At 47.6% G+C, this 18548-nt stretch carries 11 protein-coding genes; 4 read left to right on the forward strand and 7 right to left on the reverse strand.

Features of this window, described 5'->3' with window-relative positions:
* Window positions 1-581 precede the first annotated feature (581 nt).
* A complete protein-coding gene (locus tag L888_RS15070) occupies window positions 582-788 on the forward strand; it encodes an HNH endonuclease signature motif containing protein (RefSeq protein ID WP_084567361.1) in 207 nt (68 codons plus the stop codon).
* Window positions 789-1249: 461 nt separating this feature from the next.
* Here L888_RS15070 and L888_RS0109525 read toward each other — a convergent pair whose 3' ends face one another.
* From L888_RS0109525 to L888_RS0109550, 6 genes are all read right to left on the reverse strand, one after another.
* Window positions 1250-1471 carry a hypothetical protein gene (locus tag L888_RS0109525; RefSeq protein WP_027952720.1) on the reverse strand — a complete coding sequence of 74 codons (222 nt, stop codon included), beginning with the start codon at window positions 1469-1471 and terminating at the stop codon, window positions 1250-1252.
* 36 nt (window positions 1472-1507) lie between these two features.
* The gene (locus L888_RS0109530) at window positions 1508-1729 is read right to left on the reverse strand and encodes a hypothetical protein (protein ID WP_005847932.1); all 222 of its coding nucleotides are present in this window, start codon (window positions 1727-1729) and stop codon (window positions 1508-1510) included.
* A 2-nt stretch (window positions 1730-1731) separates the two neighbouring features.
* Entirely contained in the window at window positions 1732-2217 is a 486-nt protein-coding gene (locus tag L888_RS0109535; RefSeq protein WP_027952721.1) for a DUF3990 domain-containing protein, read from the reverse strand.
* Window positions 2211-2435: a DUF3791 domain-containing protein gene (locus L888_RS14130; RefSeq protein ID WP_015310540.1), complete on the reverse strand. Its 225-nt coding sequence runs from the start codon at window positions 2433-2435 to the stop codon at window positions 2211-2213. Before L888_RS14130 ends, L888_RS0109535 begins: the two co-directional genes overlap by 7 nt.
* A gap of 1023 nt (window positions 2436-3458) precedes the next feature.
* A complete protein-coding gene (locus L888_RS0109545; protein ID WP_027952722.1) occupies window positions 3459-5009 on the reverse strand; it encodes a hypothetical protein in 1551 nt (516 codons plus the stop codon).
* A 16-nt stretch (window positions 5010-5025) separates the two neighbouring features.
* Entirely contained in the window at window positions 5026-14493 is a 9468-nt protein-coding gene (locus L888_RS0109550; RefSeq protein WP_245594859.1) for a LamG-like jellyroll fold domain-containing protein, read from the reverse strand.
* 372 nt (window positions 14494-14865) lie between these two features.
* On the opposite strand from L888_RS0109550, the gene L888_RS0109555 reads away from it, so the two are divergent.
* The 3 genes from L888_RS0109555 (at window position 14866) to L888_RS13570 (ending at window position 18384) form a co-directional block, all read left to right on the forward strand.
* A complete protein-coding gene (locus tag L888_RS0109555; RefSeq protein ID WP_027952724.1) occupies window positions 14866-15900 on the forward strand; it encodes a helix-turn-helix transcriptional regulator in 1035 nt (344 codons plus the stop codon).
* 656 nt (window positions 15901-16556) lie between these two features.
* Window positions 16557-17120 carry a helix-turn-helix domain-containing protein gene (locus L888_RS0109560; protein ID WP_027952725.1) on the forward strand — a complete coding sequence of 188 codons (564 nt, stop codon included), beginning with the start codon at window positions 16557-16559 and terminating at the stop codon, window positions 17118-17120.
* A gap of 7 nt (window positions 17121-17127) precedes the next feature.
* Window positions 17128-18384 carry a site-specific integrase gene (locus L888_RS13570; RefSeq protein WP_075261862.1) on the forward strand — a complete coding sequence of 419 codons (1257 nt, stop codon included), beginning with the start codon at window positions 17128-17130 and terminating at the stop codon, window positions 18382-18384.
* On the opposite strand, the gene L888_RS14135 is transcribed toward L888_RS13570, so the two are convergent.
* A partial coding sequence (locus L888_RS14135) for an ATP-binding protein (RefSeq protein ID WP_027952726.1) occupies window positions 18362-18548 on the reverse strand: 187 nt, incomplete at its 5' end. The genes L888_RS13570 and L888_RS14135 overlap by 23 nt on opposite strands.

Below are 18548 nucleotides of genomic sequence, written 5' to 3' on the forward strand. Positions count from 1 at the left end.
TAAAATTTTGTCACCATCTAAAAATGAGTTAATCTAATGATAAAGCGGAAAATCACTGTTTTTCAAGTACCTTTATATGTATAATTTGTCAACTTTTGTCTAGGCGGTTTCCAAAGAAAAGGAGTATCTCTACTCCATTTTCTTATCCAACCTATGAAAAAATTAACTTAAAGTATGTCTGTAGTAGCAAACACCACTCGCGATTATCCCTTTACTTATATTGCAAATATACTAAAAGTTTTTGACGATTGCAAGAAAATGTGAAATTATTTTAAAACTTTGTGTTGGGAGTTATGTCAGCTCAAAATTTATGCCTTTCAAATAGCTTGTGGGGCAAAATTCAGCAGTGAGATTGATTTGTTAATAAAGTTTATAATTTCCGCTAATTTTATTTGGATATGTTCTATATTTTTATTATATTTGCTTTATTGAGAAACATAAAGAACATTCATTTACAAACAGACTTTATGCCTACATTAAGGAAGAATACTAATACATAGAAAAGCAGACAGATAAACAGAGAACAGAGGACGGACATTTACCGCAGTAAAAGATGGAGGGAGCTTCGGCTGGCCTATATAATGCAGCATCCTTTATGTGAGATTTGCCTAAAGCTGGGCATAACCAAGCCGGCGGAGGATGTACACCATAAGGATAGCTTCACTAATTATTCTGGCAATATGAAGTATTCAAAGGCTTATGACTGGAGCAACTTAATAGCCTTATGTAAAGAGCACCATTCTTATTTACACAGAAGGGGGACTACTTATGGCTTAGATTTGGACTAGGTGGTTAAAGAACTGTCCAAATGAAACTGGCGTATCGTATAATGGCAATTACTTTCGGCTCTAACCCGAAAAATCACCGTTCGATTCGGTGTGCGCTGACTAACTTATTAAATGGATTAGATTATGGAAATAGACAATTTTATAGACGAGACCAAGGCGGAGCAGCTTACCAAATTGATGGCTGAAACCTTGGTAAATGCAGAAGGGATAGATCTGTGCGGAAAGCTTTGAAGACAGGTCAAGATTTCAAACTCTATTACGTGGATAACGAATCTGCCAATGGGCCAGTTGGAAACCAAACAGGATGGGTGGTAGAACCTTAATTCGAAATTTATCTTTTGTTGGTTATTTTGCCTTTAGAAATATTGCAAACTAATAACCAGTTTCTGTAATACATACAGATAAATCGTGGAAATCTACCAAATTTCAATAGATTTCCACGACTTATCGATACATTATCTTTAGATTCTCGATTTTATCAAATCGCATTTTACATGCTTATACAACATATTCTCATTCTCAACCATAATATCATACGAAAGAGTATTGGGAGATTCAAATGTACCATAAGCATCTACAATAAAGACAATGCCTTCCTTCAACGTATCACCCCACTGGAATGTGACCCAATCACCAACCTTGAATAGTTCATGTGGGAACGTATTGCCATTCTTGATTGCCATATTCTTTGAATTTCAAATTACTTTCTTCAATTACCATTATTTTACCACCCCAGTTTCCATCTCATTCTCCAAATAAGAGAAAACATATACTGCGCCTTCGTAATACAAGCCACAGGCAGGATTACACAGGCGCTTGTAGGTTTCTGAAGAATACAACTCATCCAGAGCTTTCTTCATATCCCATCCATACTTTTGCATCAGCATCTCAACCAATTCTGTAGAGAGGCATTCTATCTGAAACTGAATATCTTCATTCATAATCAAATCTTCTTTAAGTAACTAACAGCTTTTTCTGTTCCAAAGAAATACTGAACAGCAGGCTTTTTGAAACGCAGTTCTTCAATCATTCTGTCAATACTGATATAGCCCTGGATAAAGCGACGCATTTGGAGACCCACCGTATCGTCTGCAATCGGACCAATAACTATATCGTAAGGATGAGCAGGCGTAGAAGTCATATTCCTTCTATTCATCAAAATGAATTCTGCCCATTCTTCAGAATAATCTTCAAAGACTTTTACGGATAAAACCGTAGAATCTTCCATAAGCAAGCTGTCATCAAACAAGTAAGCATTAACTACCGGTGTTCCCTCCTGCAGTCTTTGAGCAGTACGAACTGCCATTTCCATTGCTTGCAATTCATTTGGATTCAGATAAAATCCACATCCAAAATCCTTGCCTTTTCGTGAAAGACATAAATCTATTTTATCTATCACGACATTGCTACCATGATATAATTTTAGCATCCTAATCGTCCTCCATTCTTTTGACATAATATGGCAATATCCTCCACTGCATCCTCTATAGAAAGAGTATGCTCAGCCGCATAGCAAGCAACAAGGAAGTCTATTCCTTTAAATCTACGCAAATAGGCGTACGAATCTGCCAATGAAAGCTTAAAACGATTCGCAAAAGCACCAACGCAGCAGTTCACGTATTCAATTATATTATGAGTCAAATCCATATTCTCCGCTTTTAAAATTTTTAATTGTAAATATAATGAAATATTTCGAAATCACCAACTTTTTCCGGCATTTTCTTTTATAAAAAGAAAAAATGTCACATCAGAATACCGATAAGTGTTAGAATCGAGGCTATTTCACATAGAACTTAGTTAAACATTGACACATATTCTAGTCTTTCGATATATTTTTGTATCTTTGCATACAATAAGCTGCACTCGGCAAAATATAGCAGAAATGGCAAGTTACCGTGGGACTGATCACCTCCTATGGACTTGCGCCGGGCGGCTATTCTGATGACATTCAATGCCAGCTGACGATGGCAGATTTATTCAGATAAAAGCCAACCTCTCAAAAATGATAAAAAAACACGTTTTAGCACGAAAATGCAGATTTTGAGTGTTTGCAAAGGTTAAATATGTTAAATCTTCAACCCCTAAAATGGGTGTTTGTAAAGATATATGACATACAAAATGAATGAAATCAAGTGAAACCAAGTGAAAATACGAAAATCGTAAGTAGCTGATAATCAACATCCTTTTCATTCAGAAGAAAAGCGGCTCACAAATAGCACGTTAGTACTTAACCTATTGAGAATCAAAGACATTCATTATTGTATTGGAAAGTGAAAGGCGTAAAAAAGGGCTTAAAAAGATACTTGAAAAAAGTAGGAAAGTAGGACTAAAAAGCACTGAATATCAGATAATTAAACCGATAAAAAATCTTACAATTCAACCCGGCTTTCCTATGGCTCAAACCTATATTAAACAACTGATATTCAGTTGGTTACGTATGGTGCATCGGCAAGTAGAACCTTATAAATAAAAGAGGATGTGCCTCATTTGACACATCCTCATGATTTGTTTATTCCTCATCCCAGGGATTATATTTATATTTGTATTCGTAATATTTACTCTGGATAGAGGGATTCTTATTGTCATCATCCTCTGGGATGGTACTGCCAGCGAGAATTTCGCACATCGTGATTTCTCTTACTTCTATTTGAGGTGAGATGTATATTCGTTTCATCTTACTATTATTTTTTTATGATTAATGATACGTAGGCCTCTCTCGGAACCTGTAAGCCTCCGGCCATTGAGGTCGTAGGCTACACCAGAGAGGTCGGAATTAGATGCAAATACAGATGGATGGCTAATGGCAGTTGCCTTATCGCTATCTATTATGAAATAGGATGCGCCGCTATGTCCAGCCTTTGGAGAAGCATAGGCACGAAATGGCAGAGCGTCGCTGCTGTTGCGCACAAACGCCTCACCCGCCACTAAATTGCTGGCTGGGATAGGCTTGCTATTGAGCACATACACCTGGTCACTAGCTTTCACCTTGCTCATAGTAGGCACAAGATTATAGGTTGTGGTAGCCTCGGCAGACATCTCATCGGGGGTAGCCATCACATAGACGTTGGTAGCGGTAAACGCTACATCACCTGTAATATTGTAAGCCTCCTTGTAGTTGGTGCTGTTTGGCATGGAGATGATATAAGCCTTGTTTGGCAGTATCTCTTTGGCCTGAGTGAATGATGTGCCGTCGGGACAGCGAAGCCAGAATGGACGATAGCCATCAGGATTAGTATCCTCGTACATATCATGCTCAATCTCGGCACTGCCAAAAGGGGCCAGCTTGCCTTTGGTGGCGGTGAACTCTGATGGGCGGAAAGGCAGAGTGATGGTTTCCCATCCTGCCGATCGCTGTTCAATAGTAGGCAGAGAGAATGAACGGCTATAGTAGGCTTTCACCGCCTTAAATGTGTGAAGAGCATAGAATGGCGCGCCATCTGTGATAACCACTCGCTGAGCCTTGGTGCCTATCACCACATTGGATAGAGGATCTGCTGTAGTGGTCTCTGGCAGATAGAGCAGAACATTAGGGTTTACACCCTCGAGAAATTCGCTCACCGCCATGCCATCGGGCAACACATTGGCCTCTACAGATCCTACATTGGGGAACGCTGACAGCCAACCTCCAAAAGGAGCGTCGCCCACGAGACGAGCCTCGGCAAGATTTATGCTACGAATCTCATCGGTTGTACCGTCGGAGCCTGTAGAAGAGTCTTTCAGACGAGTGAAGTCGCTTGCAGTCCAGTCACCTACGAGAGGCAGATGCTGCTTATCTGCGAGTGAACCCTTAGCAGAATACATTCCACCATTATTCACATCTACAGCCTTAAGACCGAATAGATTCATCTGCCAAGGTATGTCCCACCCGACCATGTCATTTGATATATAAGTGTAGGTGTAGCGCAACTGGCGCTCAGTGCCATCCTCCAGCAGAACTCTGAAATCCATTACTTCATCATCCTCACCATGAATAGTGAGATAGATGATGTTGTCCCTAACATTGGGTGTCTGCACCCCGCGCAGTTTGTCGTGGCAGAAAGCCCCCAGCTTCACATTGCCCGTGAGAAGTTTTAAACCATCACGCAGTTCAATAATCAGATTGGCCGATGTGAAATACTGACGGATGAAAGGCTCATCATAAGTCCAATCGGATGCAACGGCATTGCTGCCGATGCACCCGATAAGGAGTGAAAATATAACAATTGATTTCTTAAAAGTCATATTTAGAGAGAACTATCTACTTTACTATTTTCTTAACCTGACGGCCTTTGTCAGTGTTGATGACGAAGATGTAAATGCCATGCTTCATCGCATTGAGAACAGACGTGCCATCGGATTGTTCGATATGACGATACAGAGTACCTGTTGTATCGTAAACATCAATACTGCGGAAACCGGCAGTGATGACATTTTCGATACTTGTAGTCATAAGATCGATCGTGAATGGCTGGGCGTAAGTGCCCATCATTCTGTCGCGATTATAAGTGAAAACATGAGGCAGAGTGTAAACTCGATCGGTAGCAGTCTCGCGGATCTTGACTGTCATTACCTCAGCCTCATCACCACCGCTAACAGTGAGATAAGCCATACCATCGGTATCTGTGAATTCGTCACTGCGACAGTTGCCTTCGTTGCTGAATACAGCTATCTCATGGTCTGCAGCTGGCATATCGCCATTCATCACCTTAGCAATCATAGTCATGTTGTATGGATATTCCGTATAAGAATTGTTGAGCCATACGCCTGCCTCATGCTGCTTTTTAGGAGCACGATGAGCTCTCTGGGCAGATGATGTCTTGGGATAATTGAAGCTGAAGCCCTGAGTGCCTGCATTGAAGTAAGCATAACCCTCGGTAGGAGTCATATACTTGAGTGAGCCCTGCCAGTCAGTGCCTGTGTAGACAGCAAACTTGTTCTGGCTCTTGATGATATCCATATCGTTGGCTGCTATGCCTGCAAGTGCTTCATTGACGCTCATTGTAGTCTGTGGGATGTAAGATATCCAGTTCCATCCGATATTCATTGGTATCTGTACTGCCGTGGGATCGAGAATACCACCTACCACATTCTGCTCACAAGCCTCACGAACACTGATTAGGTAAGTATGCTTGTAATCGATATTGGTGAGATTACCAGAAAACTCGCCATTCTCGTTGGCATGCGCGAAGTAGTTGTCGTACTTGATATTGGCTATCTGCTTGCCTACTGTATGGAATACATCGGCAAGGGCAGTAGACTGCATCTTTACATTGACTGACTTCCAGTTCCAACCCTTGTTGAGGGTGAGGGTACGTTCTATATAGTCGAGCGCGTTGAGAGCCACAGGAGAGGTGAACGAACCAGCCAGCGTGTTGGGCTTGTAGCTCACTGCAGGGTTCTCACTGATTACCGGATATACACGACCCGTGCTGGCATCGTAAGCCTTGAATGTTACCTCTTTAGCCTCAACATCGCCATAGATGGTCATGAGCAGGAAGTAAGAGTCGTACTTAGACAGATACTCTGGCTTAGCCACACCTACACATATTGTATCATTGACGAATGCAGCTACAATATCATTCTCGTCGTTGCTTGGAGTGCCCTGGATGCTGAGGTTGCTTATAAGGTTCATGGATTGCTCATAATCTACAGGATTTACCGCCCAGGATGGCTGTTCGCCGGTAACGTTGAGAGATATTGTGAGAGGAGTGTAGATATCATTGTTGCCCTTGAGGTATACAGTAGCTTCATACTTGCCGATAGCTATAGATTCCTGAGTAGAGAACTTAAGAGTCTTGCTGGACTGAGGCGTGAGCTGCCCGTATTCTGCATCTACCTTGAGCCAAGATGGGAGAGAAACGAGAGTCCAGTTTTCAGTATTGCTACCGCTGTTGGTAAATGCTACTGTGAAACCAGTGTTGTCGCCTTCTTTCTGTGTAAGAGCCACTACATCCTCTGTCCATACCAGCGTGTTCTGATGGATGAATGCACTCCATGTGATAGGTGAACTCAGGTTGCCATTGATATCATGTACGTTCTTCACTGTGATGTGAACAGTAGTTCCCTCGAGCTTGTCAGCATCCTCATCCAGAGATATTACTATCTTATTGTCAGAAGCCACGAAGCTGTAAGCCAGATTCTGCTCCTGGGTTACTGTCTTCAGAGCCGGTGTCTCATCAGTAAACTTGACTGAAGAGTTGCAGGTCATATCCTGAGCCTTCATCACACTCATATCCTTGAGCGAACCTTTTACCTCTTTCTGGCCATTGCCCAGGTTTACGGATACTTCCTCGAATGGATAGTAAGCCTTAAGACCTTCGGCATTCGCAGATACCATAGTGCGCATGCGCTCCTTGATAAGATTAGAAGAGAGAGTTGCATTCCAGAAGCGAACCTCATCAATACTGCCCTTGAAGAAATCGCGATATGCCCATTCGCCGGTAGTGTCGAGATAACGGGTACCAGCGATAATTGCTGCATCGGCTGCAAATGCAGCTACCTTCTTGGCAGGCATCGACTTGAGCAATGCGCCATCTACATATACTGAAGCATATCCGGCACGCTGTACGTTGAGAGCGAAGTGGTGCCAGTTGTTGTCTAGATAGCTGTTCTTGCCCAGTGCTGTGGTTTCGTCCTTGGAGGTGAGCTGCAGAGCACCTGCCTCTGTGAAGCTTACGCGCAGTGCATTTTCGTTAAGGCTGAAGAGAGTAGCATTGTCACTCTGCTTTTCGCCACGGAACCAGAGTTCTACTGCATAGTCGTCGGCATCCATTGCAGGACATTTAGAGATATTCATCTTGAGATAGCTGTTGCCATCCATCTGGGCTGACTTATTGATGTTGTTGAGATACCAAGCCTCGTTAGAGAGTGACATGTTGCGACTGCGAGCGCAATCGCTGGCCACGCGGCCCTGACCTTCGTCCATCTTCCAGTAACCCAAGATACCCGTAGTGGCAGGCTTCTTGGTAGCAAACTTATTAGCGAGACCCTCGTTGATAGTGCGCTCGCCATCCCAGAGCACAAGCTCCTTGATACTGCCATCAGTACCACCACCTACGCTCAGACGGCCGTTGCCTGAATAAGCAGCCACCTTCTCGGCAGTAAACAGATTGGCAGTGGTAGCGTCATAAGCTACAGTAGCATACAGCAGATTCTCATTGTCGCCTGCCTGATAGCTCAGAGTGAGATAAGCCCACTGATTCAGAGGCATCACCTTGGTTGATGTGTACTTGTTGGCACCGATGCTCACCACAAGATGCCCCTTGGCATCCATAGCTACACCAAACTTGTTGTCGGCATTGCCATGCTGCAGGATGCTACCACCCAGTTTGTTGAGCTTGAGCCACATATCGGCAGCGAAACTCTTGCCGGACAGATTAATATCAGTCTCGGTAGAGGCAGTCTTGCCATTGCCCTCCATCTTGAGAGCTGTGTCGAAGATAATGTCGCTACCATTCAGAGCTGCAGTTACATCAAAGTTGGCCTCCTTGGTGAGTTCTGAACTCAATACGTTCTCATTGAATGTAAGTGAGAGTTCGCTTCCGGGATTGAAGAGGCCGTCGCTTGGCATTGGGGTGCCCAGAGGCTTGGGCCTACTCATATCCTTTATCACGGTAAGCGTCTCGCTCTCATTGGTTACCAATTCACTGCCATAGCTGGCTGCAGTAATTGCACGGAAGAAGTACTTCTGGTCAGGATATACAGCAGCGTTGGCCATAGAGAATGTCACATTGACGACACCACCCTCCGGCAGCACCTCACTGTCGTTGTCCTTATCCTTGGCATCTATTACATAGCGCTTGGCTCTACGCCAGTTAGCGTCGCTTTCGCCCTTATACTGCAGTTCGATATACTTCAGATTCTTGAATGTGGCATCGAAATCACGAATCTTCAGAGCCAAATCTGTTCCGGTGGATGTGTTCATCAGATTCATATCGCTCTTAAGTGTGATAGCACTACTGCTCGGAACGAAGTGAGCAGAAATCCATACGGTATCTGCTATTACATCGTGCACGCCGGTAGGATCGCTCTGACACTGGCTGGCCAGTACCACTGCTATACTGTCGTAATCATAAACATCAGTATTAGTCTGAGTGAGATAGAGGTTCATCTTCACGTTCTCTCCGGCAGGAACAAGAATGGTACGGCCATTGCCGATGTTACCGGTAGGAAGTGCAAATCCGGCACTGTTCTTATTGGTCTTGTCCACAATGATTAGATTGAAGTAGAGATTCTCCTTTGTCTCCGACGTGTTGCTGAGCACGAGGGGGAACGTAGCCCTTGAGCCTGACGCTACATCCGTAGCCACAGGCTGACTGCAACTGATATGCGGCTGTTCTATCTGCATCGTGGCAGCACTGATCTCGGTACCGGGCTCATAGTACTTGGTAACGGTCTGGCCCTCGTAAGGACAGCTGGTCTGACCGCCACGCGTGCGGAAGATAGGACCGAATCCGTCGGGCGCGTTGAAGATGTCCACGGAGAGGGCATCGTCGTCGCCACTCTCGGCCAGCACATATCCCATCGTTATACTGTTCTGTTTCGTGTCGCCCGTGGTGCTTGCACTCTCCAGGGAAGTCTCCAGGGTCGTCTCGCTCTCCAAGCCAATGTCGCACACCTTGGCCTCGACGTGTATGGTAGCGGTGGCTGCCATGGTGAAGCTGTTGGTGTAGCTGCGGGTCTTGGTGATGGTGTTGGTAACGGAGGATTCCACGCCGGAGCCTGCCGAGAAGCTCTGGTTGAGCTTCAGATAATCAGCAGAGTTTTGGATGGCGTCCACCTTGGCTTTCTCATTGTTGGCCAGGATCTGTCTCCAGTTCTTGATCTGCTGGTTGTAGAAGTGCACCTTGTCCACATAGTACTCACCGGGCTTGGCACTGGCGGTCTTGGGATAAACCACCTTGTAGCTGGGGCCCTCGGTGTGGTTGAAGGGCACTGCTTGCGCTCCCCATACGTCCTTATCGTCATTGCCCGTGCCGAAACGCTCATCCTCCCGGCTCAGCAGGGTGATGTACTTCACCTCCTTGGTGTTGTTGGCAAAGTTAGGATAATCACTCTCGGTCACAGTGGTAAGCAGGGCGTTGCGCACATTCTCCAAGTTGGGAATCAGGGTGTTCTCGATGTAGTTCTGCTCGTAAGCGAAGTCGGTGGTGAACTGTTGGCCCGTGGTGATGCCATCTCCGTTGTTGATGGCAAATTGGCCATTCTTCTTCTCCACGAACACCTTGCGGCAGTTGCCAAAGAGGATGTTGGTGGAGGAACCGATGAACACGTCGCCCGCTGCGCCCACGAAATCCGGGGCGCCACTCGTGCTGATGCGCTTCGTGGCGGAGGTCGTTACCTCCGTGGTGTTGCTGTTTGTGCGATCGTAGCTTACGTTCATGCCAAAGCTTGTGGAGAAAGTGTTCTCCGTGGAGCTTACCACGGCGAAGCCAATGCCGGAGACGGTCTTGAGCACCAAGCCCGCGGAGGCGGTGATGGTCTCGTCGGCGCCAGTGTGGCCTTTTACTTCGGTCGTCTCGGTATGCGTGGTGCTTTGACCCGTTTCCCAATAAGAATAGGAGCCGGTACCGGCGGGGTCGCGCAGAATCATGGCCACTTTGTCCGGGCCTTCGGTCACGAAGTTGTTGCCAGAGGGCAGTGCGCCCAGGACGATGCCCGTCAGCTTGTTATTGTCTGGGCCTGCCCACTGGTAGGTGCGGCCATCCACGTCGTACGTGGCCGTGATGTCGCGCGTGTAGGGTGCGATGATGTTGGGCAAGCCTGCCGACCATCGGTATTCAGCCTGGCCCAAGGAGTCGAGCTTGACAACGTCCTGTGGCGTCTCGCCCAGGTCGCCTACCTTATAGTCCACGCCACCGGATGTGAAATCCTCGATGGCCACCTGCTGGCCCGTGCCCATTTGATTGGCGAACTTGACGGAAACGTCCTTCAGGGGCACTTCGTCATACACCCAATGCCCTTGGCCACCATCCTTGTTGACATATCGCTCGAAACCTTTTAATTTGAAGGTGTACTGCGAGAGTTGCTTGAAGATGGGCTTGCCAAAGAGATAGTTGACGCTTGCATTGTCTGCGGTGAAGAGGTTGATTTCCTCCACAACGCCATTGCCATCGTCGTACTTGTACTTGCTTTCGCCAAAGGCGCCATGGGTGTTGCGCTTGTCGCTTACCTCCAGTGTGGGCGCAATGCGGTAGGGCATGTTCAGCGCGGCCACATACTTGAACTCTTTCTTCTTGCCATCCACAACGGTGGAGTCGGTTTTCAGCTGGCGCACGGCCCTTGCGTCAATGTTGCCCAGGCCCTCGAATTTGACCTCGTCGGGATTGCTGGGTATCTTGATGCTCTCCACCTTATATAATATAGGAGGCACCAGGGCGGCGAACTCACCCGTGCTCGCGTCGGTGCGAATCACGATCTTCTTGGCCTTGTCCACGTCGCCCCCCTGGCGATAGGCCGTGCTGTTGACGTCCGTCGTGGGCGATTGGATGGCCAAGTTATCTGCATTGGGCTCCGTGGTAATCGTGCCTCCTGCACCCTGCTTGCGCACGGCGTTCAGCAGGTAGGTGTCCACGCCGAGCGTGATTTCCGCCGTGCCGATGTTGTTCTTGCCTAGACCCAGGCCCAAGGGCTTGTCATGCTCTGTCTTGCCACCGGCCACACGTCCTGTGATGGTTACCAAGGTGCTGTCCTGGAAGGTCAGGTTGGAGACGGGCTCTGTAAAGGTCTTGTAGGTGCCCACCTGGTTGGGGTCCGCGGGATAGCGGCCGTTGTCGCAGAACACGTGGCCGTCTTTCTTGACCTCAATGTGGTGGTTGCCAATGGGCACGGAGATCTCGTAGCTGCCGTCGGCCTTGCTCATGATGGCCTTGCCGTCCTTGCTGCAGATGGTGCCATCGACATAGAAATAACAGCTGTCCACAGGATAGGTGGTGTTTTGGTATGTCACCTTACCCGTAACCTTGAACGAAGAAATATCCTTGAAATCAACTGCACTGTGATTCAGGGCCTCGCTGTTCACAAAGCGTGTCAGGCTCTGGGGGTTGAACTGGTGCCCACCCTTGTCGGGGGTGATGGAATAGCTGGTACCGCCGCTGATGAAGGGCACGCCGGTGATAAGATAACCACCATTGGCATCCGTGATGCCATAGACGCTCAGCTGGTCCGTCGTGGGCACCACGGTGCTGATCTCGCGGCTGGTGCCGCTGCTACCCAGAATCTTTCCGTGGTTGCCATTGGGCACATCGCTGGTCTTGCTGTAGTCGTAGGCTGTGGGTTGGTTGGGGATGTTCTCGTCCAGGGGCCAGTAGAGCATCAGACCCTGCTCCGTGCCGGAGATGATGCGGTTGTAGGTGTTCAGGATTTCCTTGTCGCTGAGTTCCTTGTTCCAAACGCGTATCTCGTCGAGGTAGCCGCTGAAAGCCCAGCTGGCTTCGGGACTTCTGGGGCGTCCAAAGCGGATGCCCTCTATTTCAAAGTTCGAGTCAATAGCGTTGGCCGTAACGGTATAGCTTTGGATAGATTCTCCATTAGGCACACGCACGGTCCATTTCTGGTTACCATCCGTGGAAAGGGAAATGTGCGAGAATTCTTCGGGCTTGATCTTTATACCCGTATTAATCCAGCGATTATTACCAGAGTTGCCATCAGGAGCGCCTAATATGATTTCATATTTATTTTCATTCGGCTTCAACCCGAAATGGAAGATACAATGTGCATGAGCCAACGTGGCATTATGCGTCATTCCCTTGTCAGGATTCACCCACATCTGTATGGTAAAGGGCCGGTCCTTTCCGTCTTTCTTGAAGAAATCAATCGTCTGCTTGTTGTTCATGTCCCAATGCAGACCGGCTTCCCTGCTCTTTACCCGGAGGGAATAGAACTGGTTCTTGGCTTCGGAATTGGAGGTGAGGATGACCTTCGCGTCGGGCACGGCCATGCCCGTGCCGTAGGCGATGCGGCCGGAAATGGAGCCCGTGTTCACGCAGAAGCCCTCCTCGGCGTGCGTGCTCAGGGGCACCAACGTGCTGCTGACGCCCTCCTTGCAACTCTTGTAGGTGGTAAGCCGATACTGGTAGTATTGCCCGGGAGCGGCGGTGTTGTCGTCAAAGGTGTAAGAGGAGTTGGTGCCCTCCACGGAGTAGACGGACTTGTAGTCCTCTTCCGCCGTGGATCCCAGCAACCTGCGCTCCACCACGTACTGCGTGGCCTCCGAGCCCACCTGGTTCACGCGCCATGTCAGCTTCACCGTGTTGGCATATGTGCCCTTCGACACCATGAGGCTTTGCAGGCTTGTCTCGCCCTCGATATGCCCGGACATGATGTTGCTGGTGAACTTCTTGCCCAGTACCGTGGTCTCCACCTTGTATATATTGATCTGGCATGACGAGGTAATGTCCACGTCCTCCCAGCTGTCCTCGCCCGAAACGTCCGTCAGCGTCTTTTGCACCGTGTATTTCTTCGTCCAGTGCTGGCCGTTGTCCGTGGAGCGGTATAGGTCGAAAGCGGCATTACCCGTGCCCGCGGGGTAGGTGAATTTCACGCTAATCTTGTTTTGCTCGCCCTTGACGTTGAGCTGGATGTTGTACGTGCGCGTCAGGTTCGCGTTTACCTCTTTTGTGCAAATGTCGCCAACGGGACTGGAGGGGTCGCTCCAGTTCTCGTGGATGAAACACACGCAATAGACGTAATCCGTCTCCGTGCTGATGGTCTCCGTGTAATCATGGGTGTTGATGGGGACTTTCTTCAGCAGCGTCCAGGAACTGCCGCCCTTGAGCTTCCTGTAGACACCCCACTTTCCATCGGTGTCGCGGTCGTAGGTTACTGCGTTCCAACGCAGCGTGATGTTGCCTGACCCCGCCCATTGGTTGGTGGTGACGCTTAGGTCCGTCGGGTAGGCACATCCTTGCAGTCCGAACCATCCTTGAGGATCGATGAAGTTGGTCTTGCCGTCGTTATGCCAGTAGTGTGTCGTAAAAGTCACCCAGAAACTTCTGGCATCCTTGTTGCTCGCGTTGGTGATGATCACTTTGTCGACCGATGTGTCGTTACCAGAACCGGCATAATAATCCTCGTGACTCTCCGGCTTCTCGCAGTCATTGACGTAATTGCCATGGTCGTTATAGATATTATAGTAGTTATAGCGCGAGGTATAAACCGTCATGCCACTCGCCTTGAAGGCTATCTTGCCGGGCGCGGGGCGATAGAAAGAACCCTTCGCCTGGTTGGGAGCCTCGACGCCCAGGGATTGGGTGCTTTCTATATAATCCCAATTGCCTTTAATATGGTTATTGCCATACGTCCAGCGTCCCGTGATCTTGAGGCCCGTGAGGCCTTTCCAAATCAGCTTGGGAGAGGGGTAGAACCTGTATTCGTTAAAAATTAAGTCGTTCTCGCCAAGAGATTTTTCTTCTTCTGTTTGATTTACCCAACCATATTCGGATTCTATGGAGAGCTTTCCTTTATACCTGAGGGTGCCTATTTTTTCGGTACTGCCATTATCATAGACAGCATAAATCGTTCCGTCATGGAGCCAGTCCCACTGACCGCTTGTTTGGCCGCATACAATCTTCAGGAGAACATTGTCCGCGTCGGGTTTTATCGGACTCTCCAGAATCTTGAAACCCTCTGAGTTCCAATCCTTCCAGTCGGCAAAAGCCGGTGGGGCAATAAACATGGCCAGCAGCACCGTCAACGTCAGGTGCCACCTCCATCTTCGTAATTTCATACTCATGGTTGTCATTTTAAAATTTAAATTATTAGTTATTTGTTACTTGTCGTATGGGTTTGCCCACATGAATCGCTCTTCTCTGTGGGCGTGGTTGTCGTCTTTTCACATTGGTCGGTTCCCGTCCGTCAGTGGTTCACGGTTTCACCGAACCGACATGAAGATTCTGGGCTTTCGACGTTGAAAGGCGAAGCAAATTTATATAAAACAAAGAAACGTTGTTTAAATTTTGGTTATAAAAAACGCATTTTTCTGAATTTTTCTCCCCCTAAAAACCATAAAACACCCTTAAAATCCCATAAAAAACAACTTGTCTTTTGAAAATTAAGCCGTAACTTTGCAGCCGTAATACTACAAGCAAAAACAAGCATCATGGCCCTACAGAATCTTCAGGAAAAGGCTAAGTCTTTCATGCAGTCGAGAGCAAAAACCGCCATCGACCGCCATCAGATTATCGTATATCTGTTGCACTCCGCAATCGTCACCATCGTGGTTTCCATGCAGCTCATGGGCCTGGGCGGGTCGCAGGAAGCATTGCCGATGGCGATGAGCACCATCCATCTGGCAATCTGCCTCACGGCACTCTCGCTTTGGTTCTCCCATCGTCTGTCCATTCCTGTCGCATTCTCACTCGTCGCCCTCGTGGCCCAGGCTACCATCGTATGCCGTCTTATATATTTTGCGCATATACGCCCCGACCAGTACATCCAACTCATTCTTCTCAACCAGATCACATCGCTGCTGGCGGTGGTGTTCCTCGTGATGTGTTTCGTGAAATACACGCCGTTCATCGTCGCCACCATCAGTCTGATTGCGTTCGGAAGTGTCGCCGGCTATCTGGAAGAACCGGCCCTACGGAAACTCTTTGGATTTTTTCTTGGCGTGGAGTTCTTTCTCTGTGTGCTGGGTGAACTGCTGCGCCGCAACGTGCGCCACGTGCAGACGGAGAATACCGACCTGCACCATCGCGAATCGGTGCTGATGCACGCCGTCAGGCTCAACGAGCGGGAGATAGAGGCCTATCTGCGGATGAGCAGCAACGACCACCCTACCCAGGAGGACGCCGACCGCCTGTTTGCCATGCTCAAGCCGAAGTCGCAACGCAATATCATCCATGCCGTGCGCCTCTACCTGCAAAGCCACCTCATGGACGACTGTGACCTCGCACGGCTCTTGCCCATGCTTACAAAATCGGAGGCGGACGTATGCAACCTCGTCCTGCAAGGCAAGAAGCGGGGCGAGATCTGCCAGTTGCTCGACAAGACTGAGAAAAACATTGATGTGGTGCGCACCCATGTACGCAGGAAACTGAATGTGCCCGCCGACCAGGACCTTCGGAAACACCTCATGGAGCTGTTGGTGGACAAGATGCAGATGGGATTGGAAAGTCGGAAAATCGGGGATTGAAAGGCTGGCAACGATAGAATTGCGCAGCGCATTTGGCAAGTGCCTGTGTATGAACATCAAAAAGGGGATTCTCGAAAGAATCCCCCTTTTTGCCGTTTTGTGATCCGCATGGGCCTAAAGTGATCCGTTTGGGGGTCGGCCTTCTGCGTTTTTCAAAATCCCTATAAACCAATGATTTACATCATATAGAGAGTATTTGGTGTAAAATGCGTGTAGCGCACTTGTAGCGCAAAAAGACGGGGTCACAAAAGGGGTCAGAACCCATGACACTAATGTGGGGAAAATTGCATCCTTAACTGCTTTCAAAGAGCTCATGCCGTTCTACATTTTTTAAGAGACAAGGCAGAATGAAAAGAAGAGGATTTTGTGTGTTTCAAGAACATCTTGCCTCCTCTAAATAACATTGCAAAGATAATGGTTTTCTTTCAGATGAAGTTAAGTAATGCCGAAAGGTAAACACATAATAAACAATAAGCAAAAGCGTGCAGCTCAATGAGTTGCACGCTTTTTGCGTTTATGGGGTTCTTGTTTCTTATGCCTTTGTTATGCGCTTGTTTATCGCTTATTTGCAGCACATTTGCAACACAACAAAAAAGTAGATAATGTGGAACTTGTTCCTACCAAAACATACTAATGCATACTTAAAAGTAGAAAACATGCCAGCAATAGGATTTGAAATCAAACGCAAGTGTAAGGTCTGTGGTGAAGTGTTCCTTGCCAAGACTCTTGACAGCCAGTATTGTTCGCCTAAGTGCAGCAAGGTGGCTTGGAAACGAAAGAAGGACGCAAAGGAGAAGAACGAGAAACTGGATCGTTTGGAGCAACGCATTCCTGACATTAGGGAATATGTGTCGGTGAAGGAAGCGGTTGCTATGTTCGGAGTGGAACGTACTACACTCTATCGGCTGATAAAGAACGGTACAGTTCCTGCCATCAACGTCGGTAAGCGACTCACCCGAATCAAACGCTCAGCCTTGGAAACCATGTTCCTCACCAGAAAAGAAAGTCTTGCAGAAAGAGAGAAACCTGTGCCCAGAAGATACAGTATGGAACCTGAGGACTGTTATACCATTGGTGAGATATGCAACCTCTACCACATCAACGATAGCTCAGTATGGGCGCATATCCGCAAATATTCCATTCCGTCACGGCAGATAGGCAATTATGTGTATGTACCGAAAGAAGAAATAGACAATTTGTATAAATCAGAAGTAGAATAAACCGAATATGAAGAAAGCATTATCGAACACCAAGGTGACCGTGAAGTTGCGCAAGTCCGTTCACCATGACAACGAGTGGTATCTTTTCATCGAGTCGTATCCTGTGTATAAGAAAGGAGACAACAAGCCAAGCCGTTTGGTTGAGTCTGTAAACCGAACCATCTCCACACCACAATGGGATATGTCGTCCATTGCCCGTGTGCTGCCTGACGGCTCGTTCAACTACAAGCCGAAGCGTGACGTAAATGGCATTATCCAATGCAAGTCGCGCATAGACCAAGAGGCTTGCATATATGCGGACAACGTGCGCAAACTCCGGCAGCATGAATATGACAATGCCGCCCTGTATTCCGACCGTGAGGAAGAAATCATAGAACAGAATGAACGTAGTGCGCAAGACTTCATCAAATATTTCATTGACATCATAGACAAACGCCATCCCAATAGTTCCAATACCATCATCGTGAATTGGAATCGGGTGGGTGAATTGTTGAAGATATATTCAGAAGGTAAACCAATACCCTTCAAGAGCGTAACGGTGAAACTGTTGGAAGACATCAAGATGTTTCTGCTTCGCGCTCCTTTGGGAGGAAACAAGAAAGGGACGGTGTCACGCAATACTGCCTCTACCTATTTCGCTATCGTCAAGGCAGGAGTGAAGCAAGCTTTCATTGACGAATATCTTACGGTGGATGTGAGTGCCAAGGTGAAAGGCATTCCATCGGAAGACAAGTTGCGAGCATCGCTCACTCTTGACGAAGTGAAGCGATTGGCTGATACCCCTTGCGAGAGTGATGTACTTAGACGTGCATCATTCTTCTCTATTCTGACAGGCTTGCGCCATATAGACATCAAGAACTTGAAATGGAAGCAAATATCACAGACAAGCAACGGCAGTTGGCGCATCGATATTTCACAGATAAAGACAAAGGTGGGTGCATATCTTCCCATTTCCGAGCAGGCGTATGCCATGTGTGGTACTCGTCCCGAAGACGAAGAGCTTCTTGTATTTGCAGGGTTGCAGAACGCTGCTTGGATTTCGAAGCCATTGAAGAAATGGATAGAGGCTGCTGGCATCAAGAAGCATATAACCTTCCATTGCTTCCGACATTCATATGCAACGCTCCTGAAAAAGCCACTCTACTTTGACCCTTTTGGCCAAGTAGAATTTGCTCCTGTTGGCCACAACATGATTGACCCTTGTAAAGTTCTGGTGCAGGGGTCAATTTTATTTTACCCTTTTAGATACTCTGGCTTTTCTTAGCCCTTAACTTACGCATGCTTTCGCCATATAATTCTATGGTATGCGCCGTATGAATGATACGGTCAAGAATGGCATCTGCTATTGTCGGGTCCCCCACCATGTCATACCAGTTGGACGCAGGGTACTGTGAGGTTATGATGATGGATTTCCGTTCATGCCTGTCT

It is taken from the genome of Hallella seregens ATCC 51272, from assembly GCF_000518545.1.
Classification (GTDB): domain Bacteria; phylum Bacteroidota; class Bacteroidia; order Bacteroidales; family Bacteroidaceae; genus Prevotella; species Prevotella seregens.